The sequence below is a fragment of the Nocardiopsis kunsanensis DSM 44524 genome (genome assembly GCF_000340965.1).
Taxonomy (GTDB): Bacteria; Actinomycetota; Actinomycetes; order Streptosporangiales; family Streptosporangiaceae; genus Nocardiopsis; species Nocardiopsis kunsanensis.
Window position 1 is genome coordinate 46,867 of the sequence record NZ_ANAY01000001.1, and the last position, 18,916, is coordinate 65,782.

14 protein-coding genes are annotated in these 18,916 nt (G+C 70.1%); 3 read left to right on the forward strand and 11 right to left on the reverse strand.

Going from position 1 to position 18,916, the window contains the following annotated elements; genetic code table 11:
* Positions 1 to 72 precede the first annotated feature (72 nt).
* The 8 genes from D456_RS0100245 to D456_RS0100280 all read right to left on the reverse strand — a co-directional run bounded on the left by D456_RS0100245 (position 73) and on the right by D456_RS0100280 (position 9,350).
* Complete coding sequence (locus tag D456_RS0100245; RefSeq protein ID WP_017574138.1) at positions 73 to 1,011, reverse strand: MBL fold metallo-hydrolase; 939 nt, start codon at positions 1,009 to 1,011, stop codon at positions 73 to 75.
* Between the two features lie 107 nt (positions 1,012 to 1,118).
* Entirely contained in the window at positions 1,119 to 1,994 is an 876-nt protein-coding gene (locus tag D456_RS0100250) for a PHP domain-containing protein (protein WP_017574139.1), read from the reverse strand.
* A gap of 47 nt (positions 1,995 to 2,041) precedes the next feature.
* Positions 2,042 to 2,707 carry a DUF6758 family protein gene (locus D456_RS0100255; protein ID WP_308433766.1) on the reverse strand — a complete coding sequence of 222 codons (666 nt, stop codon included), beginning with the start codon at positions 2,705 to 2,707 and terminating at the stop codon, positions 2,042 to 2,044.
* 107 nt (positions 2,708 to 2,814) lie between these two features.
* Entirely contained in the window at positions 2,815 to 4,704 is a 1,890-nt protein-coding gene (typA, locus tag D456_RS0100260) for a translational GTPase TypA (protein WP_017574141.1), read from the reverse strand.
* A gap of 106 nt (positions 4,705 to 4,810) precedes the next feature.
* Complete coding sequence (locus tag D456_RS0100265) at positions 4,811 to 5,230, reverse strand: (deoxy)nucleoside triphosphate pyrophosphohydrolase (RefSeq protein WP_017574142.1); 420 nt, start codon at positions 5,228 to 5,230, stop codon at positions 4,811 to 4,813.
* 49 nt (positions 5,231 to 5,279) lie between these two features.
* On the reverse strand, positions 5,280 to 7,505 hold the full coding sequence (recD2, locus tag D456_RS0100270) for an SF1B family DNA helicase RecD2 (RefSeq protein ID WP_017574143.1): 2,226 nt from the start codon (positions 7,503 to 7,505) through the stop codon (positions 5,280 to 5,282).
* A 125-nt stretch (positions 7,506 to 7,630) separates the two neighbouring features.
* Positions 7,631 to 8,197 (reverse strand): hypothetical protein, encoded by a 567-nt coding sequence (locus D456_RS0100275; RefSeq protein WP_017574144.1) that lies wholly within the window; start codon positions 8,195 to 8,197, stop codon positions 7,631 to 7,633.
* A 220-nt stretch (positions 8,198 to 8,417) separates the two neighbouring features.
* The gene (locus tag D456_RS0100280) at positions 8,418 to 9,350 is read right to left on the reverse strand and encodes a hypothetical protein (RefSeq protein WP_026115433.1); all 933 of its coding nucleotides are present in this window, start codon (positions 9,348 to 9,350) and stop codon (positions 8,418 to 8,420) included.
* Positions 9,351 to 9,592: 242 nt separating this feature from the next.
* Here D456_RS0100280 and D456_RS0100285 point away from each other — a divergent pair, with 242 nt between their 5' ends.
* Complete coding sequence (locus D456_RS0100285; protein WP_026115434.1) at positions 9,593 to 10,261, forward strand: response regulator transcription factor; 669 nt, start codon at positions 9,593 to 9,595, stop codon at positions 10,259 to 10,261.
* 69 nt (positions 10,262 to 10,330) lie between these two features.
* Entirely contained in the window at positions 10,331 to 11,617 is a 1,287-nt protein-coding gene (locus D456_RS0100290) for a sensor histidine kinase (protein WP_026115435.1), read from the forward strand.
* A 9-nt stretch (positions 11,618 to 11,626) separates the two neighbouring features.
* On the opposite strand, the gene D456_RS0100295 is transcribed toward D456_RS0100290, so the two are convergent.
* From D456_RS0100295 to wecB, 3 genes are all read right to left on the reverse strand, one after another.
* Positions 11,627 to 13,843: a glycosyltransferase gene (locus tag D456_RS0100295; protein WP_017574147.1), complete on the reverse strand. Its 2,217-nt coding sequence runs from the start codon at positions 13,841 to 13,843 to the stop codon at positions 11,627 to 11,629.
* Positions 13,844 to 13,898: 55 nt separating this feature from the next.
* Positions 13,899 to 15,641 carry a hypothetical protein gene (locus tag D456_RS0100300; RefSeq protein WP_017574148.1) on the reverse strand — a complete coding sequence of 581 codons (1,743 nt, stop codon included), beginning with the start codon at positions 15,639 to 15,641 and terminating at the stop codon, positions 13,899 to 13,901.
* A gap of 212 nt (positions 15,642 to 15,853) precedes the next feature.
* Complete coding sequence (wecB, locus tag D456_RS0100305; RefSeq protein WP_017574149.1) at positions 15,854 to 16,966, reverse strand: non-hydrolyzing UDP-N-acetylglucosamine 2-epimerase; 1,113 nt, start codon at positions 16,964 to 16,966, stop codon at positions 15,854 to 15,856.
* Positions 16,967 to 17,157: 191 nt separating this feature from the next.
* Between wecB and D456_RS0100310 the strand changes: the two genes are divergently transcribed.
* Positions 17,158 to 18,885: a glycosyltransferase family 4 protein gene (locus D456_RS0100310; RefSeq protein ID WP_017574150.1), complete on the forward strand. Its 1,728-nt coding sequence runs from the start codon at positions 17,158 to 17,160 to the stop codon at positions 18,883 to 18,885.
* Positions 18,886 to 18,916 lie beyond the last annotated feature (31 nt).

Genomic DNA, 18,916 nt, shown 5'->3' on the forward strand with positions numbered 1-18,916 from the left:
CCACACACGAGGACGCCGTGTCCCGCCCGTCGCCCGGGCAGTGGCACGGCGTCCGTGTCCGGGTCGGAAGGGTCAGACCCAGGCGTCGAAGTTGCTGTTCTCGGCGGCCGAGGTGCTCGCCGGCCCGCGGTCGGGGAGCAGGCGGGTCTCCGGGGGGAGGGAGAGCAGCTTCTCGCCGATGGAGGCGAGCTGCGTGGTGTAGTCGATGTAGATGTCACCGACCATGCCGGGCTCGCCGGCGCGGACGGTGTCTCCGCTGAAGACCACACCCTTCTGGCTGATGTAGTAACCGACGGTCCCAGGGGAGGTTCCGGGCAGGGCCAGGACGTCGATGTGCAGGTCCCCCACGTCCAGGACACCTTCTCCCTCGACCTCGATCTCGGGGCGGTGCTCGGCACCGTGGAAGCGCCGCCAGACACGCATCTCGCGGGGGTGGAGAGCGATGGGTGCCTCGGCCTCCTCTGCGACGGCGATGGCCGACTCGATGTGCGGAGCGTAGCCGTTGGTGCAGGCCACGAGGTAGATGTCGCGTTCGCCGATGGCCTCGAGGATCGCCTCGGAGTCGTGTCCGGGGTCGATGACGACGACACCGTCCTTGTCGGCGTCGACGATCCAGGTGTTGCTGACGACCTCGTACCTCTCACCGTCGAACTCGAAGGTCCCGGCGGTACGGACGCGGGTGATGCCCTCGTCGTCGGGGCCGGTCACACCGGTCTCCTCACCCTCGTCGGCGAAGACATCGGTGGAGGCGGGCTCTTGCCCGTCCTCTGTCCCGGGCTCTTCCTCGGACGTACCGTCCGCCTTCTCGGGGTCCTCGCCGTCACCGGCGACCGCGGCCTTCTCCGGCGTCCCCGACACGTCCCCGGCCGTGCCGTCGGCCTTGTCGCCGGCTTCCTCGGATCCCCCGGATTCCCCGGTCCCCTCGATCTCCTCGGCCGTCCCCGCCGCCTCCGCAGCGGAACCGGGGGCCTCCTGGCCGTCCTTCTTCTTCGACTTCCGCTTCCAGAACACGGCTCAGACCTCTCGCATCGTCCGGGTACGGGTTTTCGCGCTGCGACCCATTGTGGCGGCCCCCGCGCAGTGGTCCGTACCGTACCGAACCGCTCGGGGAGCGACACTCACCGCTGGAGGAGGGAGGCCCCGGTCGCGGGGGCGACGAGGCGTTCGAAGGCCTCGGGAGCGGTCGTGCAACGGCCGAGGCGGCGCCCGGACAGGGCGCCGTGGTCGTCGCTGGAGCCGGTGACCACCACGCCCAGGTCGCCGGCGATCCCCCGCCAGAACCGGGCCTCCCGGGGTTTGTGCGAGGGGTGATCGGCCTCGATCCCGCCGAGCCCGGCCTCGGCCATGCGCTCGACCAGGTCCAGGGGGACCGCCCCGTTGAGCGCGCCCTCCGCACGTCCGGGATGGGCCAGGGAGCACACCCCTCCGGCCCCGCGGACGAGCTCGACCGCCCGCACAGGGTCGATCGCGTAACGCGAGACGTAGGCGGGCCCGCCCGACCCGATCCAACGGTCGAAGGCGTCCTGCACATCGTGCGCGGCCCCGGCCTCGACGACGGCGCGCGCCAGGTGGGGACGTCCGATGGTGTTGGCGTCGGCGTACTCGTCCTTGCCGGCGCCGGCGATCTCCAGGACCCGCTCCCAAGCCACATCGACCCCGTGTGCCTGAAGCTTCCCGACCATCTCCCGTGCACGGGAGGCACGGTCGGAACGCACCCTGCGCAGCTCGGCGAGCAGCTCGGGGTCCTCGGGGTCGAACAGGTAGGAGACCAGGTGCACGCTCGACCCGGCGTGGGCGCACGACAGCTCCATGCCGGGAACGAGGGTGAGTCCGGGGGGCAGGTGCTCCGCGGCCTCCTCGATCCCGCCGACGGTGTCGTGGTCGGTCAGGGCGAGCACGTCCAGACCGGCGGCGACCGCCTGATCGACGACCTCTGCGGGCGTGTCGGTCCCGTCGGAGACGGAGCTGTGGGAGTGCAGGTCGATACGTGTCACCGGGCGATTGTACGCAAGAAGGGGGTCTGCCACCGCCGCAGGCGGGATCAGTCGGTCTCCTCGCGGGCCGCGAGCTCCTCGGCCAGGAAGGGGCTCAGGGCCCCGAACGGGGGCTCCAGTGCCACGCCTCCGTCGTTGATGCCGCGCAGGTCCCTGAGGGCGTGGACCTCACCCATGAGCATGCCGGTGTCGGCTTCGGCAAAGACGATCCACAGCCAGTGGGCGAGCGCCTCACCGGTGTAGACGGCGCGCCCGCGCCCCAGGTCGAGGTTCCACAGAGCGATGTCGTGGCCGTCGAAGCGGAGTTTGTCGTCGGGGGCATCGCGGTCGAAACCTGCACCGGGGTCGGTCCCGGCCAACCCTGCCAGGCGTGCCCCCAGGCCCACCCCCGGGTCCTCTGCGACCACCACGCACTCGCCGATCCCGCCCAGGGGGCCGGGACCGGACAGAGCCACGGCGGTCGCGACGGCACCCGAACGCTCGTCGCCGGCGTCCGCGAAACCGGTGACCACCCACCCGGTCGGCAACGGCCAAGGGACCCACACCGGGACCTGGGCCTGCGGAAGAAGCGTCTCCAAGGTGGCAGTCCTGGGTTCCCGCACCGGCTGGAGCGGGGCGACGGGGCCGTGCGCGTCACACTGCCAGGCGCTGGTCCACAACCCCGGGGGCCGGACCATGCGCCCGCATCTGGGGCACGAGGGTTCGGACTTCATGTTGACAGGGGCCCTACCCGTCCGACCTGCGACGAAACAGTGGGGGCGGACCGCGCGTGCGGTCCGCCCCCACGGTGTGTCGGCCCTCAGGGCCGGTCAGTCCTCTTCTAGGACTGGCGCTTCCTGCCGGCGCTCATCCGGCCGCGCTCCTTCTGGTCCAGGACCACCTTGCGGATGCGTACGGCCTCCGGGGTGACCTCCACGCACTCGTCCTCGCTGCAGTACTCCAGGGCCTGCTCCAGGGAGAGCCGGCGCGGGGGTACCAGGCGCTCGAGCTCGTCACCGGTGGCCGAGCGCATGTTGGTGAGCTTCTTCTCCTTGGTGATGTTGACGTCCATGTCGTCGGAGCGGGAGTTCTCCCCGATGATCATGCCCTCGTAGACCTCGGTGCCCGGGTCGACGAAGAGGGTGCCGCGCTCCTGAAGGTTGAACATCGCGAACGTCATGGCCTGCCCGGAACGGTCGGCCACCAGGGAACCGTTGGGGCGGGTACGCAGGTCGCCGAACCACGGCTCGAACTTCTCGAAGACGTGGTGGGCGATGCCGGTGCCGCGGGTCTCGGTGAGGAACTCGGTACGGAAGCCGATGAGGCCGCGGGAGGGCACCAGCCAGTCCATGCGCACCCAGCCGGTGCCGTGGTTGACCATGTTCTCCATGCGGCCCTTGCGGACACTGAGCAGCTGGGTGATGGCGCCGAGGTAGTCCTCCGGCGCGTCGACGGTCAGTCGTTCGACGGGCTCGTGGACCTTGCCGTCGATGGTGCGCGAAACCACCTGCGGCTTGCCGACGGTGATCTCGTAACCCTCGCGGCGCATCTGCTCGACCAGGATCGCCAGGGCCAGTTCGCCGCGGCCCTGCACCTCCCAGCTGTCGGGGCGCTCGGTGGGCAGCACACGCAGCGACACGTTGCCCACGAGTTCCTTGTCGAGGCGGTCCTTGACCAGGCGCGCGGTGACCTTGGCGCCCTTGACCCTGCCGACCAGGGGCGAGGTGTTGGTGCCGATGGTCATCGAGATGGCCGGCTCGTCGATCTGGATGAGCGGCAGCGGACGCGGGTCGTTGAGGTCGGCGAGGGTCTCACCGATCATGATGTCGCTGATCCCGGCGATCGCGATGATGTCACCGGCGCCGGCGCTCTCGGCGGACTTGCGCTCCAGACCGTCGGTCTTGAGCAGTTCGGTGATCTTGACCTGCTGCACGGACCTGTCGGTGCGGATCCACGCCACCTGCTGGCCCTTGTGGATCTCGCCCTGCTGGATGCGGCACAACGCGAGGCGGCCCAGGAACGGGGAGGCGTCGAGGTTGGTCACGTGCGCCTGCAGCGGCGAGTCCGGAACGTACTCGGGGGCCGGGATGGTCTCCAGCAGGGTGCTGAAGAAGGGCACGAGGTTGTCGTTGTCGGGCACCGAGCCGTCTGCGGGACGTTCCAGGGAGGCCTTGCCGTCGCGGGCGCAGGCGTAGACGATCGGGAACTCGATCTGCGACTCGTCGGCGTCCAGGTCCATGAACAGTTCGTAGACCTCGTCCACGACCTCGGAGATACGGGCGTCGGGGCGGTCGACCTTGTTGATCGCGAGGATGACGGGGAGCTTGGCCTCGAGCGCCTTGCGCAGGACGAAACGGGTCTGGGGCAGCGGGCCCTCACTGGCGTCGACCAGCAGGACGACACCGTCGACCATCGACAGGCCGCGCTCGACCTCACCACCGAAGTCGGCGTGGCCGGGGGTGTCGATGATGTTGATGCTCACGTCCTCGCCCTCGGGCGTGGTGTAGTGCACCGAGGTGTTCTTGGCGAGAATGGTGATGCCCTTCTCGCGTTCCAGGTCGTCGGAGTCCATGACTCGTACGTCGACGTCCTCGTTCTCGCGGAACACACCGGACTGCCAGAGCATGGCGTCAACGAGGGTCGTCTTGCCGTGGTCCACGTGGGCCACGATGGCCACGTTGCGGATGTCTGTTCGGCGGGCGGAGCCCTCGACGGGCGTAGCGCTGGACATGGGTAAGTCTCGATCTCCTGATACTGGGAAGAGACCGCAGGGTGCCACGGCCCACTCGCCAGTTTAAGTGGTCAATGTGGTATCTGGTCGGCGTGTGTGCTGGTCATCACTCCGACCGTGCCGGCCGGTGCGTCAAGTGCGCCCCGACCGCTTCGAGGAAGGGCAGATCGGCGGACAGCCAGTCGACCGTGCGTAGTTCTCCGGCCGACAGCCACCTCAGTGCCAGATGCTCCAGAGGGCGGGGGTCGCCCTCGACGATCTCTGCCGTCCACAGACGCAGGACGGCCCGCCGACCCTCCACCGGCAGGGGGACGTCGGGTCCCACCCGTTCCAGCGGCCGCACGTGTGCGCCCAATTCCTCGCGGCACTCCCTGACCAGCGCTGCCTCCGGGATCTCCCCGGGATCCGTCTTCCCACCCGGGAACTCCCAGAGGCCTCGCAGGGCCTCGGGCCGGGCACGTTGGGCCGCCAGCACACGGCCGTTCCGGAGGACGGCGGCGCCGACCACGACGAGAGTCTCTTGCACAGTCTTCCAGCGTAGGGGAAGGAAGCAGAGCTTCGGGACCCCGGCCGGTTCAGCCGCCCCCCGGTACGGTACTGCGCAACCGGTGGGCCAGCGCGGTGTGGCGGCGCCCGGAGGAGGCGTTGCGCACCGCCTGGGCGAGCGCACGGCGCGATCCCACCAGGACCACGAGTGCCTTGGCGCGGGTGACCGCTGTGTAGAGCAGGTTTCGCTGCAACATCATCCACGCGCTGGTGGTCACGGGCACGACCACGGCCGGGTACTCGCTGCCCTGGGAGCGGTGGACGGTGACCGCGTAGGCGTGGGAGAGCTCGTCGAGTTCGGCGTAGTCGTAGCCGACCTCCTCGTCCTCGTCCGTGCGCACGGTGATCTCCTGCGCCACCTGGTCGACGCCGGTGATCACCCCGAGCGTGCCGTTGAAGACACCGTTGCGGCCCTTCTCGTAGTTGTTGCGGATCTGGGTGACCTTGTCGCCCACGCGGAGGATCCGCCCTCCGGCCCGGCGTTCGGGTACGTGGTCGGCGGCGGGTGTGAGCACCTCCTGCAGAGCGGCGTTGAGGTTGCCCGCCCCGGCCGGCCCGCCCTTCATCGGAGCCAGGACCTGGACGTCGCGGCGCGGGTCGAGCCCGAACCGGCGGGGGATGCGGTGCGCGACCACGTCCACGGTCATCGCGGCGGCCTCGGCGGCGTCCTCGCACGGGAACAGGAAGAAGTCGTCCAGGCCCCGCACGTAGGGCGGTTCGCCGGCGTTGATGCGGTGGGCGTTGGTCACGACGCCGGACTGCTGGGCTTGTCGGAAGACGTGGGTCAGGCGCACGCTGGGGATGGGCACCCCGTCGTCGAGGAGGTCCCGCAGGACCTGCCCGGCCCCGACCGAGGGGAGCTGGTCGACGTCGCCGACCATGACCAGGTGCGCTCCCGGCGGAACGGCCTTGACCAGCTTGTTGGCCAGGATCAGGTCGAGCATGGAGGCCTCGTCCACGACCAGCAGGTCGCAGTCGAGAGGGTGGTCGCGGTCGTGGGAGGCCTCCCCGCCGGGGCGCAGTTCCAGGAGCCGGTGGACCGTGGAGGCCTCCAACCCGGTGAGTTCGGTGAGGCGTTTGGCGGCCCGGCCGGTGGGGGCGGCGAGCATCACCGTGTGCCGTTTGGCCAGGGCCATGGTGACGATCGAGGAGACGGTGAAGGACTTGCCGACCCCGGGACCGCCGGTGAGTACGCACACGCGTTCGGTCAGGGCCAGGCGCACCGCGCGTTCCTGCTCCCCGGCCAGGTCGGCTCCGGTGCGCCCGCGCAGCCAGTCCAGGGCCACGTCCCAGTCGACGCCGGCGAAGGAGGACATGCGGTCGGACGGCTCGTCCAGCAGCGTGCGCAGCCCGACGGCCAGCCCCAGTTCCGCCCGGTGGAACGGGAGAAGGTAAAGGGCGCGTACGGGTAGTCCGTCGGGCCCGGGCACCGTCTCCGCCGCGATGCCCTCGGTCTCCACGAGTTCGCCGACACAGTCGATGACCAGGGAGGAGTCGACCGAGAGGATCTTGACGGCCTGCGCGATGAGTTTTTCCTCGGGCAGGTAGCAGTGCCCGTCCCCGGTGGATTCCGAGAGGGTGAACTGGATCCCGGCCATGACGCGCTGGGGGCTGTCGTGCGGGATGCCGACCGCCCGGGCGATGGTGTCGGCGGTCTTGAACCCGATGCCCCACACGTCGGTGGCGAGCCGGTAGGGCTCCTTCTGCACCACCTCGATCGAGGCATCCCCGTACTTCTTGTAGATGCGCACGGCCAGTGAGGTACTGACCTCCACACCCTGGAGGAAGACCATGACCTCCTTGATGGCCTTCTGTTCCTCCCAGGCGTCGGCGATCGCCGCGGTGCGTTTGGGGCCCAGGCCCGGCACTTCGATCAGTCGGTCGGGCTCGTCCTCGATGACCTCCAGGGCGTCGGTGCCGAAGTGCCCCACGATGCGTTCGGCCATCTTCGGGCCGATGCCCTTGATGAGGCCGGACCCGAGGTAGCGCCGGATGCCCTGGACGGTGGCGGGCAGCACAGTGGTGTAGTCGTCGACGTGGAACTGGCGCCCGTACTGGTGGTGGGACCCCCAACGGCCGCGCATGCGCAGGGACTCCCCCGGCTGCACGCCCAGCAGGGAGCCGACGACGGTGAGCAGGTCGCCACCGCGACCGGTGTCGACGCGGGCGACGGTGAAACCGTTCTCCTCGTTGGCGTAGGTGACCCGTTCGAGTACCCCTTGGACGACGGACCCGCGGGGCCCCTGCTCCGACACCCAGCTCACCCCTTCACCCGCCGAGGAGACCGATCCTGCCCCGACGGTACGACACACCGCCACCTGCGGAGGTCCTCCGTGGGAGGAGGAGGGGCCCGCGCCGCCTCCCGGGAGGGGCACCGTGGTCAGAACAGCCCGTAGTGGGCCCGTCCCTCCTTGGAGAGCATGAAGGCGATCATCGTCACGGTGAAGCCCAGCGGGACGAGCATGAGGAAGTCCCCTGACACCAGGGCGAAGGCGAGCACCGCGGCGGCCAGCCCCTGGAAGAGGACGACGCCCCAGAACACACCGACGGTGCGGTTGCGGATCCGGCTCGCGAGGAACAGCGACAGCGCACCGTAGACGCCGGTGATGGCGAGCATGTTGATCGTGAGGGAGCGCATCACGTCGACGTCGATGTCGACCTCGACGCCCTGCTGCTCGGCGATGGCCCGTTCCTGCTCGGCGAGTGCCTCCCGCATGGCGTCCTCGGGCACGCTCACCGACAGCAGCAGCATGAGTGCCAGACCGAGGCCGCAGGTGCCACCGATGATCATGAGCGTGCGCACGATCATGACCTTCTTCGGGGTGGGGGCGTCGGGCCGCATGGCGTTCAGATGCCCCTCGAAGTCGGAGAAACCTCCTTGCGGCGGCACTTCGCCTCCGCCCCGGGCCCCGTCGTGGTCGTTCGGGTCGTGGCCAGAGGGAAACACGGTTCCTCCGAGGGTGTTCGGCTCGAGCTTTCGCCTCCATGGTAGGCGTGCCGTTCCCTGTCCTACAGCGCGACCGGCATCGGACGGGGCCGGGAACGGACGCGTCGATCGCGGGGCCTGCTCGTCGGAGCTGTACGGCCGGGCCCGGCCCTTCCGGCGGGTGCTCCGGTTGGGCGGGCCCGTCGCCGTGCGGTCTCCCGGCGCTCTCCGTCTCCCGGGTTCAGGTGCAGCCGATGGCCTCGACGGCGTCGTCGGCCATGGTGTCGCGCTGGTCCTGGTCCGTGCCGTTCTCCTCGAACCACACCAGCACCACGTGGCACGCTTCCTGTACGTCGATCGCGTCGCCCTCGTCGAGGCTCTCGCGCATGCTCTCCGAGATGGTGTCGGCGACGACGGCGTTGTCGAAGGCGATGACCCGGACGAGGTCGGTGTCCACCGCGCTCGAGCAGTTGAAGAAGTCGCCCAGCGGGTTCTCCTCCTGTTCCTCGCACTGTTCCTCGGTGGTGTCGATCCGCTGCTGGATGTCGTGGTCGCTGCGCAGCTCGTTGACGACCTCCTCGGCGGTGAGCAGTTCGTCCGGAGGGGTGAAGTCCGGCATCGAGGGTTCCTCGGTCGGGAAAGGCTCCTCGGTGGGGGAAGGTTCCTCGGTGGGCGTGGGGGGCGGAGCGGGGCTCTGCGAGGCCGAAGGGGTCGCGGAGAGCTCCTCTGTGGGCTCGGCCGTCCCGTCCTCGCCGGAGACGGCGGTGGTGACCGCGTTGCCGGCCAGCAGGGTGCCGCCGACCACGGACGCACCGGCGAGGACTGCGATCACCGCGAGGACCGCGATCATGCCCGTGCCGTAGCGGCCGGGGCCGCCCGGCCCGCCGGGCCCCTGCGGGGGCGGGCCCTGGGGACCGTAGGGGCCCTGGGGGCCGTAGGGGCCGTAGGGGCCGTAGGGGCCGTAGGGGCCGTGCGGAGGCGGCCCTTGCGGGGGCAGAGCTCCTCCGCCCCCGGGCGGCGGGCCCTGGGGCGGCTGCTGCCGGGCTCCCCCACCGGGTTGCTGCGGGTGTCCCTGCGGTGTGTACGGGGAGGGGGCGCCCGGGTCCTCCGGGGTTCCGTGGGCGGAGGGAGCGTGTTCGCCCCCGTCCGGTCCGGGCATGTTGTGGGGGTTCACTGGGCAGGCTCCTCGTGGTGCGTTCAGTCAGGGACGACGTGGGGGTGAGACGTTCCGGATGGGCGGTTCCGCCCCAACGCTCCCCCTAGTTTCCCAGTTTCACCAATAAAGCGCAAAGAAAATACACATATCCACCAATTATCCCTTTCGCTGGGTATGTGATTAGCGCATTTTCGGCCAAGCTTGGGGCATCCGGCGCGCATAATAGGGAAATGCGTCACCCCAGATCTACGATCGGCACCATGACCTGCGTTTTGCTGGCCGAAGACGATGTCTCGATCTCCGAACCCCTCGCGCGCGCACTTCGCCGCGAGGGCTATACGGTGGATGTGACCGTCAACGGCATTGAGACACTCGACCGTGCCCGTGCGGGAGACATCGACCTCATGGTGCTGGACCTCGGGCTTCCGGAAATGGACGGCCTCGAAGTGGCACGACGGCTGCGCGCCGAAGGTCACGGAACGCCGATCCTCATCCTGACCGCCCGCGCCGACGAGGTCGACACCGTGGTCGGCCTGGACGCCGGCGCCGACGACTACGTCACCAAACCGTTCCGGCTCGCCGAGCTCCTGGCCCGTGTCAGGGCTCTGCTGCGCCGGGGAGGTGCCGAGGTACCGGTGGTGCACGGTGTGCGGATCGACAACGACTCGCGCCGCGTGTGGTTGGGAGACGACGAACTCCAACTGACCACGAAGGAGTTCGACCTGCTGCGCGTGCTCGTACGCGATGCCGGAAAGGTGGTCACCCGGGAGCAGATCATGCGGGAAGTGTGGGACACCAACTGGTGGGGGTCGACCAAGACCCTGGACATGCACATCTCGTGGCTGCGCCGCAAGCTCGGTGACGACGCCAACCAGCCGTCGTTCATCACGACCGTGCGGGGGGTCGGCTTCCGGTTCGAGCGAGACTGACACGACCTCCGGATGTGACGCGCTCGGCGCCGGTCGACCGTTTCCGGGGTGGGACGGACATGAGGTGACATGCGCAGGCGGATGGTTTTCTCCACCCTGTTGGTGACCGTCATCGCCGTCATGCTGCTCGGGCTGCCCCTGGGCGCGCTGACTTATCAGCTGATCCATGAGGAGGCCGCTCGCCAGCTGCAGGGCGAGGCGGAATTGATCGGTGCCGAGAGCGACGCGATGCTCGGGTCGGAAGGCACCATCGACACGACCAAACTCGATCAGGAATACCCGCAGCGGTACATCCGGGTGAATCCGTCGGACGGCTCGGAACCCGTGACGGCCGGCGACCCCGCCCTGAGCCCCGAATCGCCCGAGAGCACCGAGACGTTGCACGGGAGCACGTCGACGGAACTCGACACCCGGGTCGAGGTCTGGGCCTCTTCCAGCCACTACCGCACCAGTGTGGTCCGTGCCTGGTTGGGCATCGCATCGCTGTCGCTGCTGGCGATCGGCGTCGCGGTGGGGCTGTCCATGTTCCAGGCCCGACGCCTGACCCTGCCGCTCATGGACCTGGCCGCCACCGCCGAACGCCTCGGTTCCGGGGTGGCCACCCCGTGGGGGCACCGGTACGGGATCCCCGAGGCCGACCGGGTCGCCGAGGTCCTGGACCGCAGCGCCGAACGTATCGCGGGTCTCATCGCCACCGAACGCCACTTCGCCACCGATGCTTCCCACCAACTGCGCACACCGCTCACCGCCCTCACCATGCGCCTGGAGGAGATCATCGCCGTCGCGGACGACCCCCAGGTCGTCCGCGAGGAGGGCGAGGCCGCCCTGTCCCAGACCGAACGCCTCGTGGAGACCGTCGAGAACCTTCTGGGCCGGGCCCGCAAGAGCCAGAACGCCGAGGTCGAACCGGTCGAACTCGACCCGCTCCTCAACAGTCTCCAGGCCGAGTGGGAGCCCGTCCTCCAACAGGAACGCCGCCGCCTGCTCGTCACCGGAGACCCGGGCCTGACCGCGATGACCGTGCCGGCCGACCTCGCACAGATCCTCGCCACCCTCGTCGAGAACGCTTACAAACACGGCGCCGGAACGGTCACGATCCATCGTGTCGACACCGGTCACTCCGTACGCATCGAGGTGAGTGACGAGGGCGAGGGCGTACCCGAGCACTTGTCCGGCCGCATCTTCGACCGCGAGGTCAGCGGTGACGAGGGGACCGGGCTCGGCCTGGCCCTGGCCCGCCACATCGCCGAGTCCGAGGGTGCCCGTATCGAGCTCGTTCAGAACCGCCCGGCCACGTTCGCCATCTTCCTGCCCGCCGGGGCCGACGGGCTGTCGAAGAGGACCGGTCCCGCGTGAGGAGCCCGCTCAAGGTGCCGCGGCGGCAGTGGCCGCCTCGGTCCCGTCGGGACGTTTTCCCCGGACCACGAGATCGACCCACAGCGATCGCACCCGGGACAGGCCGTAAGAACCCACGATCTGGCCCCGGGCGCGCTCGGCCGTCTCGACGAACCGTCCACCTGCGACGACGTCGTGGATCGCCTCGGCCATGGCGACCGGGTCCTCGTGGATCCACTCGGTGTCGTAGATGGTGTCCGCTCCGGGCCAGGGCAGCATGGCGGGCACACCGCCGGAGGCAGCGCATTCGGCCGGGGCCAGGTGGAAGGACTCGTCGTCACTCGTGGAGAGCGTGAAACCGATACGGCGCAGCCAGGTAGCCACGTCGGGCCCGAACGGGTCGAAGACCACCGCTCCGGCCAGGGCCTCGTCCCGCTGGATACGGCGATAGGACTGTTCGAAGAAGGCACGCTCCTCGGGCCGGTTCCACACCCACCAGTAGTCCCAGGGCTGTTTGGTCTTGACCGACAGGGTGAACCGCGGTTCGAGGCGGCGCAGTTCGGCGAGCACGTCCAGGGCCCGGTCGATGCGTTTGCGTGAAGGCGCGATACCGATCATCCCGAGGGAGTACTCGGCACCGGCGAGTTTGGGCCGCTCGAGCTGGCGGTCGTCGACCCAGTTGGGCAACACCACCACCTTGTCGTCGGGCCATCCGGTGAGTTCCCTGGTCAGGGACGCGTAGTGCGGGCTCACGCACACGACGGCGTCGACCTTGTCGATCTCGAGCTTGCGCGGCCACTCCGCGTACAGTTCGAACCGGTGCAGGCGCACGATGAGGCGCTGCCCCGGGCGTTTCCACTTGGCGTAGAAGAGGGCGTTGGGGCCGCACCACTCGCAGATGACCACGTCGGCCCAGGCGGCGAGCTCACGGGAACGGTACTGGTCGTGGGTGCGCAGCCCCTCCCATTCGTCGATGCGCACGTCCAGCCCGGGAAGGGAGGTCAGGTACTCGGCCAGTCGGGTGAAGAACTTCATGTCGTGCCCGGCCACGACCACCTTGAGCGGGAGGCCGGGGTCGGTCCCGGCCGGTGCGGACGGCAGCGCCTCGTCGAGGAGCCCGCGCAGGCGCTCGGCGGCCCGGTCCAGTGTGTGCTCGGCCGCTGCGGCACGGCACCGCTCGGCTGCGTCGGCGTAGACGGACCGGTCGTTGTGGGCGCGAGCCACGGCGTCGGCGACCGAATCCACGTCCTCACCGACGAACAGCGGGTAGTCGGCGCCCAGAAGGTTCTCGTGCATGGGCGTACGGTTCAGCACGACCGGAAGGCCCAGGGCACCCAGTTCGAGGACCTTGGTGGACAGTTCCAGGCTGGCGTCCATGGACCCGTCCCGCCAGGAGAGGCCGAACCCGCACTCGGCTGACTGTGTCAGGGCCTCGGCCCGTGACATGCCCCCGCGCCAGTCCACCCCGGGGGTGGATTCCAGGGCACGGCGCATGCGTTTGGCCCAGTCGGCCGGTTCGGCGTGGATCTTGTCGCCGATCATGACGACCTCGGAGTCCACGCCTCGGCGGTCCAGCTCCTCGGGCAGCCCCGTCATCTCCAGGGTGTTCCACTCGGGCGCGAACTTCCCGGTGTAGGCCAGGCGGGCACTGGCGTGCACCTCACCGTCGGCGCGCACCCCCTCGGGCACCACGACCGTCGGCGGGAAGAGCACCGCACGCCCGCACACGGCCGGCACGTTCGACTCCAGGAACGCCCGCAGTTCCTCGGTCTGGCACAGCAGGAACCGGGAGGCCACGGCGATCTCGGTGAGCTCGGTGGTGGCAGTGGCGCTCATCTCCCCGACGGTGTGCGGGAAGTCGGTCAGGTAGGTCCACAACCGGCCGGAGAGTGAGTCCTCCTGCGCGGCCAGTCCGGCCAGGCGGCGTCCGCGCACCACGACCAGGTCGAAGGGGTCCCGGGCGTCCCGGGCGCGGATGAGGGCCACGGCCTGCTCCGGGGTGAGCCCGCGTGGGCCCAGGTCCCCGAGCAGCTTGTCCTCGTAGGGGCGCAGGAGGCGCACGCCCGGGGTACGGGTCAGCGGTTCGGTGAGCCGGTCGGTGCGCACGGGCGCCTTGAGCAGCACGGTGACCTCGCACCCCGCGGCGGCCAGCGCCTGCGCCATGGACTGGGCCCAGACCGCGGAACCGTCGATGATGTTGAGGTCCACGTCCCCGTACAGGAGCGCGCGCGGAGGAGGAGTACTCACGATCTTCCCTTCGGATGCTTTCGAATGGCCCTTGCGGCGCCGGTGTTCGCCGCGGTCAACCGACGGCACCCGCGTCGGCGGAGGTGTGGGTGGATCCGTCGGCACCAGGGGTCCGGCCGGGCCCGGTCTCCGGCCCCAGGGCGAGCAGGAGGCTGCCGCGGCGGTACCACTGGGCGGGCGGCCACCCCTGCCGGAGCAGTGCGGTACGGGCCAGCTCGGGCCTGATCTCGTTGACAAAAACGTACTGGTCCCCCTCGTCCTGGGAGCGGTCGAAGAAACCGCGGTCACCGGTGTCCTCGGGGAAGGTGTTCCGGGGGCGGGCGCCGACCGCGTCGGCCCCGGAGCACTCTGCCGCACACATCAGGTCGGCGAGGCGGTCCCGGCCCGCGGACGCGGTCCACGGGTGGGCCCACCGGGCGCTCGCTCGGTGGGCGAGGGTGGCCCAGCGTTCGACGGGAAACCCGTCGTCGCCGGTGGTGTCGCGGGTGAGTTCCTCCGGGGTGTCGGGGGCGGTGAAACGTACGGTGCGTACGGTCAGGCCCTCCGCCCTCAGGCGGCGGATCCCGGACAGGCGGGCCGCGGCGGCCGGGACGACGACCTCGGCCGGACGCAGGCGGAAGGTGAGCAGGTCGTCGGCGAGGCGTTCGGCCTCGTCCTCCCCCGAGGGGTCGGCCAGCACGGCCACGGCACGTCCGCGCAGGGGCAGTTCGGTCCCGGGGGTGCCGGGCGGGAAGTCGAGCCCGCCCAGGACCTCGGCCAGGCGCACGGGGGTGGCCTCGTCGAGGAAGACCCGGCGCAGCATCTCGCGCTGCTCGGCGTCCGTGGGCTCGTCCGTGCGCAGACGCGGCACGGACACCGCCAGGTCCTCCTCCCCTGCCATGGCGGCCGCGGCGGAGTAGGTGACGGTCCGGGCGCCGCAGGCTCTGGCCCGGCGGTGCAGGGGCCCGCTCCCGGGACCGTTGTCCGGCACGACGGCGACGTTGGCGGCACGCAGGGCCTCTGCGAGGTCCGGGGCGTCGGCCTCGACCACGCGCACGCCCAGGTCGTTGAGCACGTCGGGGACCCGCTCTCCGGGGTCGCCCCGCACGTAGACCGCCTCGGGTCCGGGTGCCAGATCGGCGGCGACGGGGTTGAACAGGTGCAGCGGGACGCCGGCGTCACCGTGGTGGATGCGGTCGAAGCCCAGTCGGCGCAGCGCCGGAGGGGTGGGAGCGTCCTCCAGGAGCAGCGCCGGCACACCACGGGAGGCGGCCGATTCCAGGACCCAGTTCAGGGCGCGGGTGCGGTCGGCGACGGCGGGGTCCCCCACGTGTGCCCACGGCGACCCGGGCGCGGCGGCCGACGAGGAGACCAGGACGAGGTCGATGTCGACACCGTCCATGATGATCTGCGCGTCGTGGGGGCGCAGCGGGACCGATCTCAAGTAGGGGTCGACCGCCTGCTGGATCCCTGCGCCCACGACGGTGGCGGCCACGAGATGTTCCTCTCCCTGGCCGACGAGGCCGCTGAGCAGGCGCGCCTCCTGGCGGTCGGCGTCGAAGGAGCGCACCGGTTCCACTCGCCGCCGCTGGGAGTGGTTGGTGTTGCCGCTGCTGCGCCAGAGCCGGTAGAGGTCGCGTGGGAGACGGACCAGGGAACGGCCCGGCCGTTTGGCGGCGTTGGTCAGGGCACGGCCGACCTGGAGCGACGTCGACCCCTCCAGGGAGGCCAGCCGCACCTGTGCCTCCTGGAGCTGGGCCTCGCGTTCGGCCAGGGCCTGTCGGAGCTGTTCGGTCTGGCTCTGTTCACGCCGTTTCACGGTCTGCCACCTTGTGTTCTGGTCGGGTCGGCATCAGCAGGGACTGCCGGTGTGTCCGGCGCGCCGCTCCCGGCCGGGAGCGGATTCCCTGCTTCAGGCGGGCACTGGCACCTGAACTCGTGGGACGTCCGCGCTCGGCGGTCGGTGGGCCTGGCATGGGGAGATCACCTCGACCGGGGTTCGTTGTAGGGGGAGAATGCGGTGACGGGGGGTCATCGGACCCACCCCGACAGCACGGCGGCGATGCGCTCGCCGGAGCGTCCGTCCCACAGGGGCGGGACGTCGTCACCGGTTCGGCTCTCGGGTCGGCCGTCCAGGACCTTGGCCAGGGCCTGGACGAGGTCGTCCTCGGTGACGAGCTGGTTGGTTCCGTGTGTGATGGTGACGGGCCGTTCGGTGTTGGGGCGCAGGGTCAAGCAGGGCACCCCGAGGATGGTCGTCTCCTCCTGAACGCCCCCGGAATCGGTGACCACGGCGGCCGCGCCGCGGGTGAGCGCGACGAAATCGAGGTAACCGAGGGGGTCGAGCAGGCGCACGCCGGGGTGGTCGCCGAGACCGGCCCGGTCGAAGGCGGCCTTGCCGCGCGGGTGGACGGGCATGACCACGGGGATCTGGTCGGCGATGGTGTGCAGGCGCCCGGTCAGGCGGGCGACGTTGTCGGGGTCGTCCACGTTGGCCGGGCGGTGCAGGGTCGCGGCCACGTAGCTGTCGGGCAGCTCGAAACGTGCGCGCAGGGCGTCGGCGTCGAACCGGTCCAGGTTATCCAGCAGGGTGTCGATCATGGGGTTGCCGACCAGGTGGACCCGGTCGGTCGCGACCCCTTCACCGGCCAGATGTCCCACCGCCTCCGGGCTCGTGGCGAAACACAGGTCGCTGAGCCGGTCGGTGACCCGGCGGTTGATCTCCTCGGGCATGCTGTTGTCGAAGGAGCGCAGTCCCGCCTCGACGTGGGCGACGGGGATCTGGAGTTTGGCGGCCACCAGGGCGGCGGCCACCGTGGAGTTCACGTCACCGTAGACCACGACGACACCCGGCTCCCGGCGGGTGAACTCCTCCTCCAGTCCGACCATGAGCGCGGCGGTCTGGGAGGCGTGTGAACCGGAGCCGACACCGAGGTCGACGTCGGGTGTGGGCAGCCCGAGGTCGCGGAAGAAGACCGCGGACATGCGGTCGTCGTAGTGCTGTCCGGTGTGCACGACCGACTGGTGGGCCCCGCGTCCACGGAGGGCGGAGACGACCGGTGCGGCCTTGACGAAGTTGGGCCGCGCGCCGACGACGTGCACGATCCCGGTTTCCCTGGTTCCGAGGGGAGCGCTCGCTGCCACGATTGTTCACGTCTCCTTCTGCTGTGGATCGGCTCGCCGGCGCGGTGTCACGGGCTGTCTGCGGCGGAGGGCCCGGGCCTTGCCCGAGCCGTCCACCGCACGTCGCCGTGGCGTCACCGCTCGGCCACGTCCGCGTGGTTGTGTTTCTGACCGTGCACGAGAACCGGACTCACCAAGCCCATGTACCGCACGTGCGCTCCCGATGGCCGCGCGCTCTGACCTTCACCGCGTCCCTGGCCTGGCGGCATCTGCGAGCCGAACCGGCCCGGCTGCCGCTGTTGGCCCTGCGGTTGGCCCCCGGTCCGCCCCGCCGGGCGGTGCGCTCGGCCGCGTCCCGGCTCGGCGGTCTGCCCCTGGCCTACGCGTTGTGGGACCAGGGCCGGCGCGAGGAGGCCCGGGAGGCGGTGCTCGCCGCGGCCGACGGCGCCGGGGACCGCGCGGTCTGCCGTCTGGTGACGGCCTGCCTGGCCGCGGGTGATGCCTCCACCGCCCGCGAGCTGGTGGAACGGTTGCCCCGGGGGAGGACCAGGGACGCGGCCGAGCACAGGACGGAGCTGGCCACCGGCCGTGCCGTTCCCGCTTCGTCCGTATCGCCTGATCATCACGGGATCACGTTAACCCGCGGTGACCGAACACGGCCCGACGACACGGTGAACGCTCGGCGACCGCCCGGCACCGGAGAGCCACCACGGGTGTTGCACCTGGTCACCAACGCGTTGCCGCACACCAACGCCGGTTACACACAACGCACGCACCGCATCGCGGTGGCCCAACGGGAGCGCGGCATCGACGCCCACGTGGTCACGCGGGCGGGGTATCCGCTGAACAAGGGGGTGGCCGATCCGCGCCCGCTGGTGACGGTGGACGGGGTTCCCTACCACCGCATGATCCCGTGGACCGCCCCTGCCGACGCCGACGCGGAGTTCGGGGCAGGGCTGCGCATGGGCTCCGCTCTGGTGGAGGCGCTGCGCCCGGACGTGCTGCACGCGGCGAGCAACCACCACAACGCACGGTTGGCGCTGGCCCTGGGTGAACGTTTCGGTCTGCCGGTGGTCTACGAGGTGCGCGGGTTCCTGGAGGAGTCCTGGCTCTCGCGCGATCCCGAACGCAGCACGGAGGACGCCTTCTACCGGGCGGAGCGGGCGCGCGAGAGCGCCTGCATGCTCGCGGCCGACCTGGTGGTGACGCTGGGTGGAACGATGCGCGCCGACATCGTCGAGCGCGGGGTGGACCCCGACCGGCTCCTGGTGGTGCCCAACGCCGTGGACCCCTCGTTCCTGGAGCCTCTGCCCCCGGCCGGCGGTGTACGCGAGCCGCTGGGTATCGGTGGGGGTGCGTTCGTGGCAGGCACGACGACGAGCTGTTTCGGCTACGAGGGGTTGGACACCCTGTTGGAGGCCGTGGCCCTGATGCGGGAGCGCGGCGAGGACGCCCACGCACTGGTGGTCGGTGACGGTCCGGAACTGCCTGCGTTGCGCGCACGCGCGCAGGACCTCGGCCTGGCGGGAGCGGCCCATTTCACCGGCCGTGTGCCCTCCGGCAGGGTTCGTGAGTACCACGGCGCTCTGGACGTTTTCGTGGTGCCGCGTCGGAACGAACGGGTGTGTCGTGTCGTCACTCCCCTCAAACCCGTGGAAGCTATGGCAGGGGGGCTTCCCATTGTGGCCAGTGATCTTCCTGCATTGCGAGAGATCGTCGAACCGGGAGTGACCGGTGAGTTAATTCCGGCAGGACAATCGGTATGTCTCGCCGATGTTCTCTCAAATCTCTCTTATAGTCACAAAACGCGCACCTCTTACGGATGCGCAGGTAGAAGCGTGGTGGAAGAGGAACGAACCTGGGCCGGAGCCGCATACCGCTACGACGTGGCGTACAGAGGTCTCATTCAAAAAATGTCCGGACCAGGCCACATCCCGTAATACCGGCAAATGCACGCCTAGACTCGGACAG

Coding starts and splice junctions, on each gene's coding strand:
- D456_RS0100290 (WP_026115435.1), top strand. CDS start 10,331: ATGCGCAGGCGGATGGTTTTCTCCACCCTGTTGGTGACCGTCATCGCC.
- typA (WP_017574141.1), bottom strand. CDS start 4,704: ATGTCCAGCGCTACGCCCGTCGAGGGCTCCGCCCGCCGAACAGACATC.
- D456_RS0100285 (WP_026115434.1), top strand. CDS start 9,593: ATGACCTGCGTTTTGCTGGCCGAAGACGATGTCTCGATCTCCGAACCC.
- D456_RS0100255 (WP_308433766.1), bottom strand. CDS start 2,707: ATGAAGTCCGAACCCTCGTGCCCCAGATGCGGGCGCATGGTCCGGCCC.